At 37.5% G+C, this 18021-nt stretch carries 14 protein-coding genes, 1 tRNA gene and 1 pseudogene; 7 read left to right on the top strand and 9 right to left on the bottom strand.

The genetic code is table 11. From position 1 onward, the window contains the following. The coding region (locus ACFIMS_RS00250) for a tyrosine-type recombinase/integrase (protein ID WP_375696252.1) at window positions 1–1042 on the top strand (1042 nt) is incomplete at its 5' end. A gap of 277 nt (window positions 1043–1319) precedes the next feature. On the opposite strand, the gene ACFIMS_RS00245 is transcribed toward ACFIMS_RS00250, so the two are convergent. Genes ACFIMS_RS00245 through ACFIMS_RS00235 form a run of 3 tightly spaced genes read right to left on the bottom strand, consistent with a single transcriptional unit; the run spans window position 1320 to window position 3736 of the window. Then, window positions 1320–1565 carry a DUF4170 domain-containing protein gene (locus tag ACFIMS_RS00245; protein WP_375612377.1) on the bottom strand — a complete coding sequence of 82 codons (246 nt, stop codon included), beginning with the start codon at window positions 1563–1565 and terminating at the stop codon, window positions 1320–1322. A gap of 46 nt (window positions 1566–1611) precedes the next feature. Continuing rightward, window positions 1612–2418 carry a 3'(2'),5'-bisphosphate nucleotidase CysQ gene (locus tag ACFIMS_RS00240; RefSeq protein WP_375612376.1) on the bottom strand — a complete coding sequence of 269 codons (807 nt, stop codon included), beginning with the start codon at window positions 2416–2418 and terminating at the stop codon, window positions 1612–1614. Further along, window positions 2405–3736 (bottom strand): TldD/PmbA family protein, encoded by a 1332-nt coding sequence (locus ACFIMS_RS00235; RefSeq protein WP_375668556.1) that lies wholly within the window; start codon window positions 3734–3736, stop codon window positions 2405–2407. Before ACFIMS_RS00235 ends, ACFIMS_RS00240 begins: the two co-directional genes overlap by 14 nt. A 681-nt stretch (window positions 3737–4417) precedes the next feature. Between ACFIMS_RS00235 and ACFIMS_RS00230 the strand changes: the two genes are divergently transcribed. Further along, window positions 4418–4564: a hypothetical protein gene (locus ACFIMS_RS00230; protein ID WP_273790420.1), complete on the top strand. Its 147-nt coding sequence runs from the start codon at window positions 4418–4420 to the stop codon at window positions 4562–4564. 209 nt (window positions 4565–4773) lie between these two features. On the opposite strand, the gene ACFIMS_RS00225 is transcribed toward ACFIMS_RS00230, so the two are convergent. The 3 genes from ACFIMS_RS00225 to ACFIMS_RS00215 all read right to left on the bottom strand — a co-directional run bounded on the left by ACFIMS_RS00225 (window position 4774) and on the right by ACFIMS_RS00215 (window position 7714). Beyond that, a complete protein-coding gene (locus ACFIMS_RS00225; RefSeq protein ID WP_375660143.1) occupies window positions 4774–5223 on the bottom strand; it encodes a hypothetical protein in 450 nt (149 codons plus the stop codon). Window positions 5224–5766: 543 nt separating this feature from the next. Next, on the bottom strand, window positions 5767–6333 hold the full coding sequence (rsmD, locus tag ACFIMS_RS00220; RefSeq protein WP_375612106.1) for a 16S rRNA (guanine(966)-N(2))-methyltransferase RsmD: 567 nt from the start codon (window positions 6331–6333) through the stop codon (window positions 5767–5769). Further along, window positions 6314–7714, bottom strand: a complete 1401-nt coding sequence (locus ACFIMS_RS00215; RefSeq protein WP_375612105.1) for a pseudouridine synthase — start codon at window positions 7712–7714, stop codon at window positions 6314–6316. Before ACFIMS_RS00215 ends, rsmD begins: the two co-directional genes overlap by 20 nt. Window positions 7715–7983: 269 nt before the next feature. Here ACFIMS_RS00215 and ACFIMS_RS00210 point away from each other — a divergent pair, with 269 nt between their 5' ends. After that, window positions 7984–8430 carry a nucleoside deaminase gene (locus ACFIMS_RS00210; RefSeq protein WP_273790416.1) on the top strand — a complete coding sequence of 149 codons (447 nt, stop codon included), beginning with the start codon at window positions 7984–7986 and terminating at the stop codon, window positions 8428–8430. Window positions 8431–9160: 730 nt separating this feature from the next. Here ACFIMS_RS00210 and ACFIMS_RS00205 read toward each other — a convergent pair. From ACFIMS_RS00205 to ACFIMS_RS00195, 3 genes are all read right to left on the bottom strand, one after another. Next, window positions 9161–9652 (bottom strand): hypothetical protein, encoded by a 492-nt coding sequence (locus ACFIMS_RS00205; protein WP_375612104.1) that lies wholly within the window; start codon window positions 9650–9652, stop codon window positions 9161–9163. A gap of 177 nt (window positions 9653–9829) precedes the next feature. Further along, window positions 9830–12745, bottom strand: a complete 2916-nt coding sequence (gene ileS / locus ACFIMS_RS00200) for an isoleucine--tRNA ligase (protein ID WP_375629739.1) — start codon at window positions 12743–12745, stop codon at window positions 9830–9832. 249 nt (window positions 12746–12994) lie between these two features. Further along, a complete protein-coding gene (locus ACFIMS_RS00195; protein WP_375681449.1) occupies window positions 12995–14785 on the bottom strand; it encodes an outer membrane beta-barrel protein in 1791 nt (596 codons plus the stop codon). Window positions 14786–15170: 385 nt separating this feature from the next. Between ACFIMS_RS00195 and ACFIMS_RS00190 the strand changes: the two genes are divergently transcribed. The 4 genes and pseudogenes from ACFIMS_RS00190 (at window position 15171) to ACFIMS_RS00175 (ending at window position 17739) form a co-directional block, all read left to right on the top strand. Then, the gene (locus tag ACFIMS_RS00190) at window positions 15171–15524 is read left to right on the top strand and encodes a hypothetical protein (protein ID WP_375681448.1); all 354 of its coding nucleotides are present in this window, start codon (window positions 15171–15173) and stop codon (window positions 15522–15524) included. Between the two features lie 77 nt (window positions 15525–15601). Continuing rightward, complete coding sequence (locus tag ACFIMS_RS00185; protein ID WP_375632587.1) at window positions 15602–15820, top strand: hypothetical protein; 219 nt, start codon at window positions 15602–15604, stop codon at window positions 15818–15820. 7 nt (window positions 15821–15827) lie between these two features. Further along, window positions 15828–16713: pseudogene (locus tag ACFIMS_RS00180) on the top strand (tyrosine-type recombinase/integrase). A 936-nt stretch (window positions 16714–17649) separates the two neighbouring features. Further along, window positions 17650–17739 (top strand) — tRNA-Ser (locus tag ACFIMS_RS00175). The last annotated feature ends 282 nt before the right edge of the window (window positions 17740–18021 follow it).

Raw genomic sequence — 18021 nt, 5'->3', positions numbered from 1 at the left:
GCCTAAACCACGTCCTCCTCATCTCGTTAAACAAATTACTCAACATGGCAAAATTGTATGGTATGTACGTATTGGTCATGGACCACATATTAGAATACGCAGTACCTATGGAACGCAAGAGTTTGTTGACAACTACAAAAGCGCATTTGCCGAGTTACAAGGGCTTATACTTCCTAAATCAAAAACCGGTAAACTTGTTGAAGGGTCATTTGCATGGCTGCTTAAACAATACTTTAACAGCTCTAATTGGCATAGCTACACTAAAGCTACAAAAAAACAAAAAGAACTCATCCTTATGAAGGTATGTGATAGCATAGGAAACATTCCATACCAAGCAATTGAAAAGAAACATATCATAGCCGGCGTTGAACGACGCAAAGAAACACCAGCAATGGCTAGAAACTTTCTGAAAGCCCTTAATGGGCTTTTTAATTGGGCGATTGATCAAGGTCTTTTGGAAAATAATCCAGCTTTAGGAATAAAAAGACCCCCCCTCAAAAACAAAGAGGGATTTCCTGTTTGGACAGAAGAAGATGTCGAAAAATATTATCAAATATGGCATCATGGTACCCATGAACGTGTCTGGATTGATGTTCTTTTATATACGGGCTTGCGTCGTGGTGATGCGGTACGCATTGGCTGGAAAGATGTCAAAGACAATATTATTCATCTCAAAACAGAGAAAAGTAAATTCCAAACAGGTGTCTTTCTACCTATTTTACCGGAATTAGCCAAAACGCTTGAAACTGGTCCTATTGGAGAAGAAACATTCATCTGTAGTAAAGTGAATCAAAAATTCACCAAAGAAAGCTTTGGGAATGCATTTAGAGACGCTTGTAATGCGGCTGGAATTAAAAAATCGGCGCATGGATTAAGAAAATTAGCCGCAACACGCGCAGCTAATTCTGGAACAACAGTATCACAACTCAAAGCAATTTTTGGCTGGACAAATGATGCTATGGCATCTCTTTACACAAAGAGCGCAGATCGTAAAAAACTCGCTCTTGAAGCCATAAAAAAGCTTCAAAAAGATGAGGGATAGAGGCAAAAAAACTCAATAGAATCAAGATTCACCTATTCCCTTATATTAGACATAACTATTTTATTTTACTTGCTTTTTATTTGCCTTGCACGGACACTATTATGAAATGGGCTTGGGTGCTTTGGGAGATGTTTCTTAAAAAAACATATGAATTTTAAACAACAAGCATATTCTTTTTTACGGCATTCTATTTTACCCGAAGAACGTACTTATGAAAAGGACGACTAAACAAAAGCATGAAGCAATCTACAGGTTATAATGACCAAATATTCAAGCTTTATTCTGCATCGCCTAACTCAGCATCAAGAAACTGATGCAAATCTACAATGTAATAACGTTGTAATGCATTATCTACACTGCTTTGTGCTTTTGCCTGCCATGCTTCTTGAGCAGATTGATAATCTGAGAAAATACCAACCACATCTAACTCATCAGGATTCTTAAATTGATTACTGTTAAGATTTTTTAATTCCCCACCAAATACAAGATGTAAATATTGTTTTTTTTCTTTGGTTTCAGTCATATGTGCCTCCATATCATTTAGATTATCTTAGCGCGCTTTTACGTGATTAAACTAACTTTGTTTGACGAACAACATCTATCATATCTTGACAGCAATTATTTTTACCAGCAATTAAAAGTCCATACTGGTAAGGTTCAATTCCATAAGATAGTAAAGGGGCATCAAGCGATAAAAAACACCCTCCACACTCCTGCAAAATAAGATCAGCAGCGGCAATATCCCATTCATGACAATTTGGACGAACTAATACGATATCAATTTCATCTTGAGCAACAAGAACAATACGATAAGCAAGAGAAGGAAGATAATGGTAAAGACTGACTTGATTGAGAAAATCATCTGGTAATTTTTGTGCGAGCGATTTATCAAGTGAAATTTTATATTTTCGATGAACCTCAAAGGCTAAACGAGGAAGTTTTATCCCATTTAATGTTGCCCCTCCACCTGTTACAGCTGTATAAACATCTCCTTGAGCCGGACATTGTAGAACGCCCACAATAGGACGCCCATTCTCAATAATGGCAACCGAAATACACCAATAAGGATTGCCAGAAAGAAAACCACGCGTTCCATCAATAGGATCAACAACAAAAGAGCGCTCATAATAATCTTGTTTTTCTCGATTATCTTTTGTTTCTTCTGAAATCCATCCATAATTTGGACGAGCTCCAAGAAGCCTCTCTTTCAAGAAATGATCAACAGCAAAATCTGCTTCACTAACCGGGGAATTACCTTCTTTAATCCAGACATCCAACGTGCATCCAAAATACCGCATTGCTAAATCTCCTGCCTCTCGACAAACGTCACGCAAAAGATTTAAATCAGAAGAATGATGCGTGTTATTTTCCTGCAAGTGTCATCCCTTCAATTAACAATGTTGGAGCAGCTGTACTATAACGCCGATCAATATCATTGGCAGGTGTTAAATGTGCTAACATATGAAGCAAATCAGAACCTAGCGTTACTTCACTCACCGGATAAGCAATTTCACCATTTTCAATCCAAAAACCGGAAGCCCCACGACTATACTGACCAGTAATAAAATCAATGCCATGACCGAATAATTCGGTCACATAAAATCCATTTCGCAAATCTTTTATCATATCGCAAGGTGATACTAAACCCGGTTCAATAGCAAAATTTGTACTGGTCGGCTGCACTAATGATGCCGAACGCATACCGTGTCCATTTGTTTTAAGTCCCAATTCACGTGCTGTAGATGATGAAAGAAGCCAATTTTTTAAAATACCATTTTCAATAATATTGAGTGTTTGCCCCTCTACCCCTTCTCCATCAAAAGGATGAGAAGCATTTCCACGTAATCGCAAAGGTTGATCGGTTACATTAACATTAGGCTTCATCACTTCCTTGCCTAGGAAATTCTGTAAAAGACTCGTTTTTCGAGCCACAGAGGCTCCATTGACCATAGATGCGATATGCCCTGCAATTCCACGAGCCGTACGCGGATTAAAAATAACATCAACGCTCCCAGTCGCCGCACGAACTGCACCCAAACGTCGAACAGCACCAAGCCCTGCATTCTTTCCCACAGTTTCTGCTGCCTCTAAATCAGAAAAATGTAAGGCTGTTGTATAATCATAATCCCGCTCCATCTGTGTTCCTTCACCTGCAAGAGCACTACAAGAACGTGAAAAACAACTTGAGCGATAGGCTCCACAAAAACCATCGCTGGTCACAAGAATAAACCCACTACGGCCATAAGCTGTTGCAGCGCCACCAGAATTGCTTACACCTTTAACATCAAGAGCTGCTGCCTCCGTTTTTAAAGCATCTTCTGTTAAAAAATGACTGCTGGGTACAAAATCATCAAAGAGATCAAGATCTTTAGGATACTTAACCAAACACTCTTTATCTGCCAAACCTTCAAATAAACTATCGGGAGAAGCTTTAGCCATCGCAACAGCACGTTCCGCAAGTTCTTGCGGATAAGATCCTAAATTAGCAGAAACACTTGCTACTTTTTTTCCAACAAAAACCCTTAGAGTAAAATCATTGCTCTCTGCTGCTTCTGTCGATTCGACTTTCCCAAAACGAACTGATACACTGGTAGAATGAGCATGAACAATAACAGCATCAGCAGCATTTGCCCCAGAACGCTTTGCTGCTTCAACCAGCGAAACAGCTTTCTCAATCTGGTTTTTGTCAGTCATTATAGACTCCCTAAAATATTTTATTATTTACATTGATAAGCATTCTGACAAATTTATACAAATCAGAATATAACTCTTGTGTATTGATTCATAAGATTATGCACATTCATGCATTCTTTTTCTTTTAATGCATTAAATCATTTCCCTTTTAGCTTCTTTATGAAAAAACGTAATATGCCGTAAAATCTCTTTAGTTTCAAGATTTCTCATGGGCCCTTATCATTTTAGATAATCCAATCTGTACTGACAATCAAATCAACCGAAAATTTGGCAATTAACAAAAGGCCTAACAATAACATTTGAATTTAAGCCAAAATCCTCAAAAATTCGAAAAGTATAAAATGACTTAAGTAACAAGCCTTATGTCCTCTGGATAGTCAAATAACTTCCTTCATTCCTATAGCATTCTTTAATTTCCAAGCAAGAATCAAGAAAATGCCTTATATTTGTGTATACTTCTTTGCTTCTATAAACTCTCTCATAATAAGATGGCAATCTTGTAAACAAAAAAACACTTTGATTTATAATCATAATTGATCATTTTGTAATTTGCATAAAAGAATCAAATATCATTAAATTTTCTCCGTTTCGAACCTATTCATGTTGAATCAATCACAACTATTTGCGAGCATATCATCAGTAAGGGGCCTATGAATAAAAACTATTTAAGAAGGAGTCAAAATGTCTTTTATGAATGCTCTCAAATCAAAAACTATCGCAACATTAGAAACTGGCAAATATCATGACAATATCAACCTACAGATTCACAAGAGCAGAAATAAGCTTCTACAACTTTCTTTATTTTCAGTAAAAATGCGCGCCTTATAAGCTTTTATATATTGAATAAAATTCAATGGCTTTTATAAGATCTTTGGTGCAAAATTAATTTTCTCAGATGATTTGACACGATTTCAACAGCTAACTAAAACCAAATCATAGCTCATCAATTTGCTATATACTCATAACTGATTTCATTCTAACAAGGCTAAGATTTCTGCACCTTTTTTAAGGTATTAACTTCTTTATAAATGCCCCCCTTACGAGATGCTTTTGTTTTCAGTAAGAGCACGTCTGCTCATTTCAATCATTGCATCGCGAAGATGTAACTTAATTTTTGACCCAATAATCATTCCAAAGAAAGGAGAAAATAAACCAGACATGGTTACAGTATGACGAATTTTGTTATTTGAAGAACCCGATTTTGTTGAACAAATATATTCATGATTAAAACTCATACGTGTAAAAGGAAGTTTAGCATAATCAGAAAAACAAACATTTTTTATAACTTTATCAAGTGTAAAAGTTACTGTAGGTCCCTTTTTAGGTTTCATGCGTCCTATAGCGCCTTCTTTGAAAGGACCAGAAAGTTCTACCCACTCAAGTTCACTATCCCAGCAAGGCCATGATGCCACATCTTCCCATATAGCCCAAATTTGCTCAGCACTTGCTTCTGTACTAATCTCTTCACTATATATCCAATTAAACACGATAATCTCCCCTTTTTTACAAATTACTTATCTTTAGTGATAAAGAATAATATAAAAAAGTATCCTTAAAGCTGCACAACGATAAGATACTTAATACTCTCAGATTTACTTAATATGTAATGACTAACTCAACAAGCGATATTACTAAACTAAACACACAAGTATTCAGGATAAATGAACAATATTTTCAATACTAAACAAAATATCTTTTTTAAGTTTAGACAATAGCAAAAATAGAAGTTACGCATCATATAAGATATCAATGCAGACTGCATAGCTTAAAGCTTTCAACTGCTGATGAAATGTGATGATTAAGGTATGGCAGAAAGAAATTAGATAAAAAAGATCATAACTATTATCGAGGAATATATATCCTATTGGAGAAAAAACATCCTTCTGTATTAAAGCTAATAAAAATTCATCAATTCCTTTAACATTAGAATCTTTTATTGATTTTCTGCTTAACCTTTTAAAAACCATATAAAATGAAGAAAACTGTGAAAAAGCATTTTTTCATCCTATCGGATAAAAACAAGAACTTTCTCAAGATGTAAGCGATCGTAATTTATAGAGACGTATTGCTGTCTCACCATAAAAACGCTCATCGTCTAGATAAAAGACGTCAGGTAAATAAATCATTGTATCTTTCTTTTCTTCAAGTATGAAGAGTGTATCAGCTTTTGCCCACCCTCCTCGCAAAGCTTCTACAAAAGCACGTTCACCTAAACAACGGCTATAGGGAGGATCAGCGCAGATAACATCAAATGGCAGCATTGTGCCAATATTGCCAAGTTTGGTCGCATCACGACGCAAAATCCGTCCTATCGACTGTAATTCAAAGGCTTCTATATTTTTTTGAAGCAACCCACGCCCCTCAACCGAGTTTTCAACAAAAACAGCCGCCTTTGCTCCACGCGAAAGTGCTTCGATGCCTAAAGCACCAGTACCAGCAAAAAGATCAAGAATGCGTTTATTGGTCCAAAACTCTTCTTCACGGCTAGAAAGAATATTAAAAAGGCTTTCACGTGTACGATCACTCGTTGGGCGAATCGACTGATTAACAGGCGAAAACAAAACACGCCCAGCAAATTTACCGCCTATGATCCGCACGTGGACCTCCAAATCGCTTCGAAGTTTTTGCACCGTCCCTATGTGGTTTAGATTTTTTCATAGCACCACCAAACGATTTTACCTTTTTCTTTCTCTCAAAAGAATGCTCATCATGACCACCTTTTATCATTTTCTCTTTATCCTTTAAAAAGCGATCTTTCTTACCAAAGGGATGCGTCTCGTCATAAGATATTTTGCCATGTTTTTGAACAAAACTTTCCCTCTTCTCTTTGTATGACGGATTTTCTTTTAGTTTTTCCTTGCCTCGATGAAAGGACTTTCTACCATCCAAATCGCTCTTATGATCATGCGATTTCTCCTCACTATAGGAAGGCTTTCTACGTGCACTTTGCGGACGTGCACCAGGAGCCATCCAAACATTAGCACGGCGAGAACGCGGTAGAAAACGCTCTGCTTTTCCTTCTTCACTTTTCTCCTTCTTTACATTCTCATGAGACTTTGTACTTAATCGTGCGCGACTATGTTCAACAGAACCATCTCTTGGTCGGCGTCGTATCGCCCTTTCACTTGAGAAAACCCAACCATCATTTGCAACAGAAAGATCTTTCTGGCTTTGCTTTTCTGCAACAACTGCAGAATTTGAAAATGGCTTAAGAATAGGAGCATCAAAATCTGCATTGGCTTGCATAATTAAACGCTCCCCCAACTGATCTCGTAACATCCGCCCTTTTAACTCTTGCACGGCTCCTTCTTCTAAATCAGAGAGATGAAATGGACCATAAGATACACGTATTAATCGATTAACTGATAATCCCAATGCCCCTAAAACATTCTTTATTTCACGATTTTTTCCTTCTCGCAAAGCGACAGAAAGCCATACATTCGACCCTTGTTCGCGTTCAATTGATGCTTCAATCGAACCATAAAAAATACCATTAATCGCAATACCATTTTTAAGGTTATCCAACGCGCTCTGCTTGACTCTTCCATGAGCACGGACACGATATTTGCGGACCCACCCCGTTACAGGAAGCTCTAATACACGCGCTAAGCCACCATCATTGGTTAAAAGCAAAAGCCCTTCCGTGTTAATGTCAAGCCTTCCAACAGAAAGAACACGCGGCATTCCTTTTGGTAAATTACTAAAGACTGTAGGTCTGCCTTCAGGATCACGGTTCGTGGTGACAAGACCTGCTGGCTTATGGTAAAGCCATAAACGCGTTCGTTCTATAGGAGGTAAAGGTTTGCCATCAACTTTAATAACATCAGAGCGGCTAACATTAAAAGCAGGCGTTGTCACGACTTTACCATTCACAGAAATACGACCTGCAACAATCATCATTTCTGCATCTCGACGCGAAGCAATACCAGCACGCGCTAACCTTTTAGCAATTCGTTCACTCTCATTATTTTCATTCATTTGCGTTTCAAACCAATCTTTGCAAGTATGTTCAGAAAATTATTCACATGCACCATACCGCTTATCCTGAAAAAGGAAGTAGCATAATCATTTATCATTTTCTATCCTTTAACGACAATAATGTATCTGTCGACTTGCAAGTTTGTTTTAAACTCTTTAAAAAATAGAGGTATTCTTTTCATTATAAAAGCGTAATAAATTATTCATTCCATAGCATTCCTTATCGAGATAACCTTTAGATTTTCTATACCTTCAGTAGAAAGAATATTATGACTTTGACGCCCATGGAAATAGCCCTTTTAGAAGCGCAAGAGGCTGCAAAAAAAGATGAAGTTCCCGTAGGTGCTGTCATTACACGTGGAAAAGCTATCATTGCACGCGCTGGTAACTTTATAAAATCTGCATATGACCCTACAGGACACGCAGAAATACGCGCAATCCGTATGGCTTGCGAAACATTGCAAAACGAAAGGCTTCCTGATTGCGATCTTTATGTAACACTTGAACCTTGTGCTATGTGTGCCGCTGCCATTTCATTTGCACGCATACGACGTCTCTATTATGCAACAAATGATCCCAAAGGAGGTGCTATAGAAAATGGCCCACGTTTTTATCAGCAACCAACCTGCCATCACAAACCTGAGATTTATTCTGGTTTCAAGGAAAAAGAAGCAGCTCAATTACTTAAAGACTTTTTTGTACAAAAGCGATACTAAAAATAATTCTNGGTTTCAAGGAAAAAGAAGCAGCTCAATTACTTAAAGACTTTTTTGTACAAAAGCGATACTAAAAATAATTCTTCTTCCATAACTTTCACTCTTTAAAAACTATCCTACTTCTCAAAAAAGACTGTTAATTCTTCTGATATATATATATATATATAGCAAAAGCTATTTCGAAGCATTTTTTCTCTCTTTTAATTCTGCATATTGTTTCTATTAGATGGTACATTCATTCAAAAGAATAATTCATTATTTTGTATATAAAATATAAAGTCCAAAATATCGTAGATATGCTCTCATTTCAAATTACATTGAAACAGTAAAAATCACTTTCTTGCACATCATAAGCGGAATTATCGTCTGGATAAAGAACGTTTTAGAAAAGACTAAAAATGTCTCTTATGAAAGCTCTCAAATGCAAAAATTATCGCAACATTGGAGTCTGTAAAATAAAATGATGGTATCCACTTTCTCCTTCCTAAGCATAAAGTATTGGAGCACAATAGATTTTACGTTATACTAGCCACATGAGCAATGTTGTAAAATGAGCTTGAGAAATGTTTCGTGTTAAGGAAACGCATAAGGAATCTCTCGATGCTGTTGTCATATTGCTATTTCATGAGAATACCCCCCTCCTACAGCAGCATTATAACTGCGCGCGAATGAGAGCTTGGTATCATAAGTAATTGGAAAAATACTTTACTTTAAATGTTTTGTCTTTTCCCTATCGACCAATAGGTGCGGTTTTTGCCGGTTGGCGATAACTTAAAGGTGGTTCAGTGAGATAGCGACGGTATTTTGAACTTCCAACTTGTGCTCTCTGACGACGTAAATATTCCTGTCGTTGCTTCGCATTCAACTGTGAAGGATTTTCTGAACCAACGCCATTAACTGACGATCCTTTGTGAGGAAAAGGAGTATTTCCTTGATGCTTCTTCGATGCTGCCATTTCATTGACAGATCTATCTTGTTGTGGTACCGGCAAAAATCTGCGTGAACTAGGGCTTGGTATTACAAGTTTTGGATGAGGTTTCATAACAATCTGGCTGCTGTTATTTGTTGGTGTTAATGAAGTGATATTAGCAACATCTTCAAAAAACTGTATTGAAACTGGTTTATTGGTACCATAGGTAGGAGCGGATAAATTGCATCCCGTTAAAACAAAGCACATCCCTAAAATTCCTATTGGAAATATTTTTATTTCACGTTTTCTCACTGCCTATTCCATTTCCTAGGTGTATGGCTGATTAATATTCCCGTTATTTATGAGAGAACGGTCCATACACAAATTTCCCCCCTGCAGATAAAACAACGGAACTTTTTTCGTACCACAAAAAACTATATTCATCAATATGAGAAATTTACTTGCATTTCTTTCCTTTGATCTAAAACTTTAAATCTTGCCAAGAATCTGCAATTCCCGCAAAGCAGCTGCATCACGAGCAGATACATCCGGATAAGCTGGATCACTTCCAACATCTTGTGTATAACGCCATGATCGAGCACATTTTTTTCCTAATGCCTTCTCTGGATATACACCAACACCTTCAACATCATTCAAAGTAAAAGCATCAGAAGGTATCGTGTCCTGCGTAATTGTGAGCGCACTGGTAATACAGATCTCCGCCATATCCACATTTTCTAATGCCTCTCGTAAAACCAGATTGGAAATAAAAACAATAGGCGCAGCTTCCAAAGAGGATCCAATACGCTTATTAGCACGTTCAAGCTCTAAAGCACCTGTCACAACTTTACGGACCTGCCGAATTTTTTTCCAACGCTCAGCCAAAGATTGGTTTTGCCATTCTTCTGGTACAGAGCGAAATTGTTCCAAATGCACCGATTGGCTTCCTGGATAACGCTCTAACCAAGCTTCTTCCATAGTAAAAGGTAACATTGGAGCAAGCCATGTGACCATACGCTCAAAAATCTCACGGACAACCTGCAAGGAGGCCTTGCGTTTTTTTGATGAAGGCGCATCACAATAAAGAGAATCCTTGCGGATATCAAAATAAAATGCCGATAACTCAATGATTGAAAAATCCAATAATGCACGCATAATCTTTTTAAAATCAAATTCATCGTAAGCGCGATTAATCAACTGATCAAGTTCAAAAAGCCTATGCAATATAAATTTTTCAAGATCCGGCAGTGCACCATAAGATACTTCTTCTCCATCATCATGTGCTAAAGTTCCTAGCATCCAACGAATTGCATTGCGTAGTTTACGATATGAATCCACATTTGTTTGAAGTATTTTTTTGCCTAAACGCTGATCTTCCCAATAATCGGCTGTCATAACCCAGAGACGAAAAATATCAGCTCCAGATGTTTTAATGATTTCTTGCGGAACAACCGTATTGCCTAAAGATTTAGACATTTTCTTACCATTCTCATCCAAAGTAAAACCGTGTGTGATCACGGACTTATAGGGAGAACAAGCACGCGTACCACAGCTTTCCAAAAGAGAAGATTGGAACCATCCGCGATGCTGATCTGAACCTTCAAAATAAACATCAGCAGGCCATTTCAAATCAGCCCGATCTTCTAACACAAAGCTATGGCTGGCTCCAGAATCAAACCAAACATCCAAAATATCATAAACCTGTACCCAAGGCTCATGTGCACGCTCACCTAAAAAACGTTCACGTGCTCCTTCAGCAAACCATGCATCTGCCCCTTCTGCTTCAAAAGCCCGTAAAATACGCTCGTTCACACCTTCATCTTTTAGAATAACACCATCCTCATTTGCAAAAATACAAATAGGAACACCCCAAGAACGCTGACGAGAAAGAACCCAATCAGGACGATCTTCTATCATAGAAGCTAGGCGGTTTTGTCCAGAAGATGGCACAAAACGCGTTTTTGAAACAGCTTCCAAAGCCCGACTACGTAAAGTTGAACCATCCCCAAAATCTTTATCCATTGAAATAAACCATTGCGGTGTATTGCGAAAAATAACGGGTTTTTTTGAACGCCAACTATGGGGATAGGAATGCTTTAAACGCCCCCGTGCAAACAATCGATCTGCTTTAATTAAAGCATTAATGACCTCTTTATTGGCATCACCCATTTTTCCATTATCATCAATAACACGTGCAGGTCCTCCTTCACGATCTGGTCCTAAACCTGGAACATCTTTCGTATAGAACCCTGCATCATCAACAGGAAACGGTATAGATGAATCAATCCCCGCTTGCTCCAGTAAGGACTTATAATCATTCCAAATTTCAAAGTCCTCACGCCCATGGCTTGGTGCTGTATGGACAAAACCTGTACCAGCACTCTCTGTTACGTGCGAACCATCAAGCAATGGAATTTTATAATTATACCCTCCAGCTAAACCTTTGAGTGGATGAGAAAGAACAAGAGCTTTCAACTCTTCAGAAGAAATAACACGCAAATGCTTCAAAACAAGTTTGGCTTTTTCTCCACAACTCATCGCTAAAGCGTCTGCAAAGAGAAGCTTTTCTCCCACTTGAGGACCAAAATCATTTTCAGCACTTTCAACTTCGTAAATACTATAAGAAATTTGCGAAGAATAACTCACTGCACGATTGCTTGGAATCGTCCACGGCGTTGTTGTCCAAATGACGACATGAGCACCATATAAATCATCAGAATTTGCTTCAAAAACAGGAAACTTAACCCAAAGCACCTCTGATTCATGATCATGATATTCAATCTCAGCCTCTGCCAAAGCCGTACGTTCCACAACAGACCACATCACTGGCTTGGAACCACGATAAATCTGATCTGACATAGCAAATTTTATCAATTCACTGGCAATGCGTGCTTCTGCATGAAAAGCCATTGTAGTATAAGGCGTGTTAAAATCTCCCACAACACCAAGGCGTTTAAATTCTTCACTTTGAATAGTTACCCAATGCTGTGCAAATTCACGGCATTCTTGACGAAACTCGTTAAGAGGTACCTCATCCTTATTTTTTCCTTGTGCTCGATATTTTTCTTCAATTTTCCATTCAATTGGAAGCCCATGGCAATCCCAACCAGGTACATAATTTGCATTAAAACCGCGCATTTGGAATGAACGAACAACCACATCCTTTAGAACTTTATTTAAAGCATGCCCGATATGAATATGACCATTTGCATAAGGCGGACCATCATGAAGAATATAAAATGGACGATCTTTTGCTTGTTGACGCAATTGCGCATAAAGCCCCATATTTTCCCAACGCGCCATCAATTCAAGCTCTTTTTGCGGAAGCCCTGCACGCATAGGAAAATTTGTCTGTGGGAGATAAAGAGTTTTTGAATAATCTATTGTTTCATTTTTCACAGCCATTGTGAAATATCCCTGTCCACTTTTACGATTTCATTTTTGCATAACTTCCCTGAACCCTGCAACTCTGGTTTTTATCTATAGGGAAAGCCGAGCTTATCATTCGTATTAAGCAGCGATCAGGAAAATATATCATCACACTCTATGGGCTTTATCATGAAATTCACAAGAAAAGAAACCAAAAAGTGATCTTAAAAAAAAATAAAGGCTCCACTGACAGTGGAGCCTCTTAGAAATTTACTCTTTAAAAAATTAGAATTTATAAGCTACACCAACACGGAAATCATTGGTTTTGTAGTTAACTTCAAGTTTTTCCTTTGCAAATTTCTTTTTACCAAAATCAGAGTAACGATATTCTGCACGTACAATCACATTATCTAGAAGCGAGAAATCAACGCCACCACCAAGTGTGTAACCAATCATGGTTTTTGTTTCATCAGCTAAGTTCTTAGAAGAAACGACTCTTCCATCCTCATCCTTAACAGATATTGATACAGTGTCTTGGAATTGCCCATAAGCAATACCACCAGCAAGATAAGGCATAAAGCGATCAGCAGCAAAACCAATACGTACCCGTGTAGCACCACCCCAATTTTGTTTGAAAGTATGACTTAAAGTTTCAACTGCATCCTCTTGATCAAGACCAAGTTCAGAAGCCATCTTTTTTATTTGTTCTATACCATATACACTGGAAGCGTTCTTATCCACCGCTTGTGTACTTTGTGCACCGTGTCCAGACATATTCTGTCCACCATGAGAACGAGAAGCATGTGGATTAGTACCATTGGGATGAGCATTTCCGCTACCATGGGCACCATGATGACCCCCGCTTGTTCCATTGGAAGTCTTTGTATCTGAACCAGAGGATGATCCTGATCTCGCGAGTACAAGTGGTGCGCTCGGTACTGTTTTTTCTACTGCTGATGGTTGTACCGATATAGGTGTTTTTGCTGCTGGCTGACTTGCGCCTGATACTGTTGATGAGCTAGAAGATACTGGTGCTTTTTCAACCGCTTTTGCAGACTCTGACTTAGCAGATTCTGTTGCTCCATCTGACCCTACTCTTGATGATTGATCTCCTTGAGATAATCTTGCCAATAAGAGCGTTGACCGCTCTGGTGAGCTTGCTCCTGTAGTAGAGGATATTGATTTAAGTGCAGGTGATTTTAATCCATTTACCCTGCTTACCAATGTCGGTCCTGTACCTGATCTTTCCAATGAGGACGATGGCGATTGCACTGAACTAACCGTCTGTCTAGAGGATGCTGATTGTGTTATTGACGATGCAGATGGCGTTTTTAATGGTGGTGTTGAAACTCCTGGATTTTCCCTTCCCACTACCACTGTTTTTTCTGCTGTTGAACTAACATTACCAGAACTTCTAGTTGTTGCTGCTTGATTTGATTGTGTTGCTCCTACTTGTGGTTGTTGAACTGCATTTACTGGTTTAGCTAGTGCTTGACTGGATTGCGTTACAACAGATTGTTCTGACGCGGATCCTGCTATTGGAGTCTCTCCTGTTGTAGTTCCTGTACCTGCAGGTGCTCTTGAGGTGTCTTTTTGCGTTTGTGCTCCTGTTAATGCTGTTCCTTGTGGGACTTGAGATGTTAATGGGTTTGCTGATCTGCGGGATCTTACAACTGCATTTTCTACTGTAGTGTTATCAGCCGCTCCTATGGTAATGGTCTTTGTGTGTTTTTTTCCAGATACCATTAAATCCGTATCGATGCCAAAAATAAAGTTGTCACCGAGATCAATATTAGAACCTGCATAAAAACCACCTGCAAAACCTGAAAGTTTAGGAGAGAACTCTTTATCCAGTGGTAAACTCTTTTCTTGACCAACAAGAGCCATATCAGCTTTGCTCGAAAAACCACCAGCTTGGACACCTAAATAAAGACCTGTCCATGAAAAAGTAGGTGCAACAATGGTAGAAGCAGTCGATGATGCTGGCTGATGAGGAATCATAACATCAGCAGCTAGTGCTGTAGACGCTGAAATTAAAGAAAAAATAGACGCTGTTATTAAACGTTTTGTATTCATAAAATCTCTCCAAATATCCAAAATGAAATTCATATAGAGCATCTTTTCTGAAATATCTGTAGCAAAAATGACACACTCACAAAAAAATAAAGAATTTTTGTGCAATAAACAAATTATATCAAATTTTTTAAACAAAAAGCGCGTTGCAATCACCTGTTTTGAAGCCAATGTATGCATGTGTCATAGAGGACAACTCGCATTAGCTCTCACTCAATTGCCTGATTGGAATTATGAAATTAAGCACATCTAAAAAATAAATTTGCATATTTTTAAAAAATGGGAGTGTCCATATGTCACCTAGCACACCCCTACTCATTCCTAACAACTTTTAAGTAATGCATGATTCACGCTACGGGTGGATTGTGCCAAATCAAGGAAATAAATCATGGGGAAAAAATACGAATTGACTGATGAAACAATAGAGTTTGATGGATACATTACGCTTTACCGTATCCATGAATTGAGAGACTTTAGAGATGAAAAGGCAGGTAATCTTGACAGCTTTATAGAGGATGAAGACAGTTTAAGTCATGAAAACGATTGTTGGATTTATAATGATGCCAAGGCGTATTCCTTTACCAATATTTACGATAGCGCTAAGATTTTTGATAACGCACAAGTTGCTTATAATGCACAGATTTTTGGAAACGCAAAAATTTATGATAATTCAGAAGCTTGTAACAAAATTATGACCGCCCAGAACGGCGTCCCTTCAACAAAAGACGACATTCCTTTCTAACACCAAAAAACTAACCTTTTAACACCAGCGTGATTCACGCCACATGTGAATTACATCTAAAATCAAGGCGAACAAACATGGGACACCGTCCACCTACTATTACGCAACCAGCTATTGCTCGTGCTGTACGAGAAGCTAAAAAACAAGGGTGTGAATTAATAGAAATAAAGCCTACAGGTGAACTGCTTATTTATCTTAAAGCAGACATCCCAATACCAAACCAAGCTAGTCTTCCAAAAAAGTTATTAGATTTGTCAACGAATGAAGATTATGAATCTTCACTCTCTAAGATGTGAAGTTGCTATGCCAAAACCACGCCCCCCTCATCTTGTCAAAGAAATCACACGCCATGGTAAAATTATATGGTATGTGCGTATTGGTCGTGGTCAACGCATTAGAGTACGTGGAACCTATGGAACGCAAGAGTTTGTTGACAACTACCAAAGTGCGCTTGCTGAATTACAAGGGCTTATACTTCCAAAATCCAAAACCGGTAAACTTGTTGAAAGGTTATTTGCATGGCTACTTAAACAGTATTTTAACAGTATCAATTGGCATAGCTTCTCTAAAGTCACAAAAAGAACTCATCCTGATGAAGGTGTGTGATTCTATAGGTCACATTTCATACCAAGCAATCGAAAAGAAACATATTATAGCCGGTGTTGAACATCGTAAATAAACACTTGGAATGGCTAGAGACTTTCTGAAAGGTCTAAACGGACTTTTTAAATGGGCCATTGAACAGGGTCTTTTGGAAAATAATCCAGCTTTAGGAATCAAAAGACCTCCTCTCAAAAACGAAGACGGATTTCCAGTCAAAACAGAAAAAAGTAAATTCCAAACAGATGTTTTTCTGCCAATTTTGTCTGAACTAGCCAAAACCCTTTAAATTGGTCCTATTGGAGAAGAAACATTCATTTGTGGTCAAGTTAATCAAAAACTCTCCAAAGAAAGCTTTGGCGATACATTTAGATAGGCTTGTAATACAGTAGGCATTAAAAAATCAGCGCGCGCATGGTTTAAGAAAATTAGCAGCAACACGCGCTGCTAATTTCGGTGCAACAGTCTCGCAACTCAAAGCAATTTTTGGCTGGACAGACGACACTATGGCATCTCTTTACACAAAGAGCGCAGACCGTAAAAACTTGCTCTTGAAGCCATAAAAAAGCTTCAAAAAGATGAGGAATAGAGGCAAATAAAACTCAATAGAATCAGGAATAACCTATTCTCTCATATTAGACATAAATATTTTATTTTACACATACTTGTGAATGAAACGGCTTTTAAAACCTTGTCTGTTAAAGTTTATGCTCTTTGCCTCTGCATAATTTAGCGTTTTTAAGTTCTATTCTTGAAAAACTATGCAAGACCTTAACAAACTATTTATTGATCTAAGCGTTCAATAATCTTTTCTTCCATTCAAATTACCTTTTTGCTTATCCTAAAGAAAAAAGCATTATAAATATACCTAATTTTCAGTCATATCTGGAAAAGGTTTTAAACTGTCGATGCAAATCTTATACAACGTTTTATTCAAATAGTGTAAATCAGCCCTTTCCTCCAAGATACCCTTTAGACGCATTAAATATCTGAATATTTTTATTTAAAAAATAAAAATCTTTTAAAGAGCTTTCTTATTGAATTGTACTTATTTAAACTCAATAAAAATTTTGCTTGAATATATATGTCATTCTTACAAATTTATCTCTCATAAACTGTCAAAGCAATAACATTTTCTTTTCGCAGATATGACCGATCTAAATAGAATAAATATCTGGAAAGGTAAAATAATTTAAAAATACACGACCGAAATTTAATATAATTTATCAAACATTTTCAACTGAACATTTCTTATTATTACGAAAACGACCATTAGAACTTAAAAAATATTGCTTTGTAAAAAATTTTTAAACAGGAAAAAAATGATAAATATCATAATTACCTTTCATTTTTCAGAAAAAACTATCATGTTTAAAAATGAAACTCTTAGATAACACACTCAAAGAATTAACTTATGAAGAATTATTTTAATTGAAACTTAAATAGTTTTACAAAGAACGCTTTAAAATGCGTATTAAAATGATTGACCTTTTACAAGAAATTTGTCAAAAAGCATATCTAGTTTGGAGGGGTGGCCGAGCGGTTTAAGGCACCGGTCTTGAAAACCGGCGTGCAGGAGACTGTACCGTGGGTTCGAATCCCACCCCCTCCGCCACAGCACTTTTATGGTGCTATAACTTATTGATTTCATGTGTGTTTTTTCAAGGTGCGGGATTCGTAAATAAAGGTTCGGGAATAGGATTCTCGAACATGCTTCTACGAAGCGCATGCTTGTTTGCTAACTTTCTCTAATAATTTTTTAAATTCTGCTAAATCCTGTTGTGAAAGATTATGTAAATTTCTAACAAACATGCCAACTGTAGCTTGCCAGCAGGTTTTGTATATTTTGCCACTAGGTTTTGTACCAATTTATTTTTTTCAAAGAGTTTTTAAGGGG

This window comes from Bartonella sp. AP331QHHD (assembly GCF_042195905.1).
GTDB lineage: Bacteria > Pseudomonadota > Alphaproteobacteria > Rhizobiales > Rhizobiaceae > Bartonella.
The sequence above is the reverse complement of the archived record's forward strand: the minus strand, read 5'-3'. Positions and strand labels throughout refer to the sequence as shown.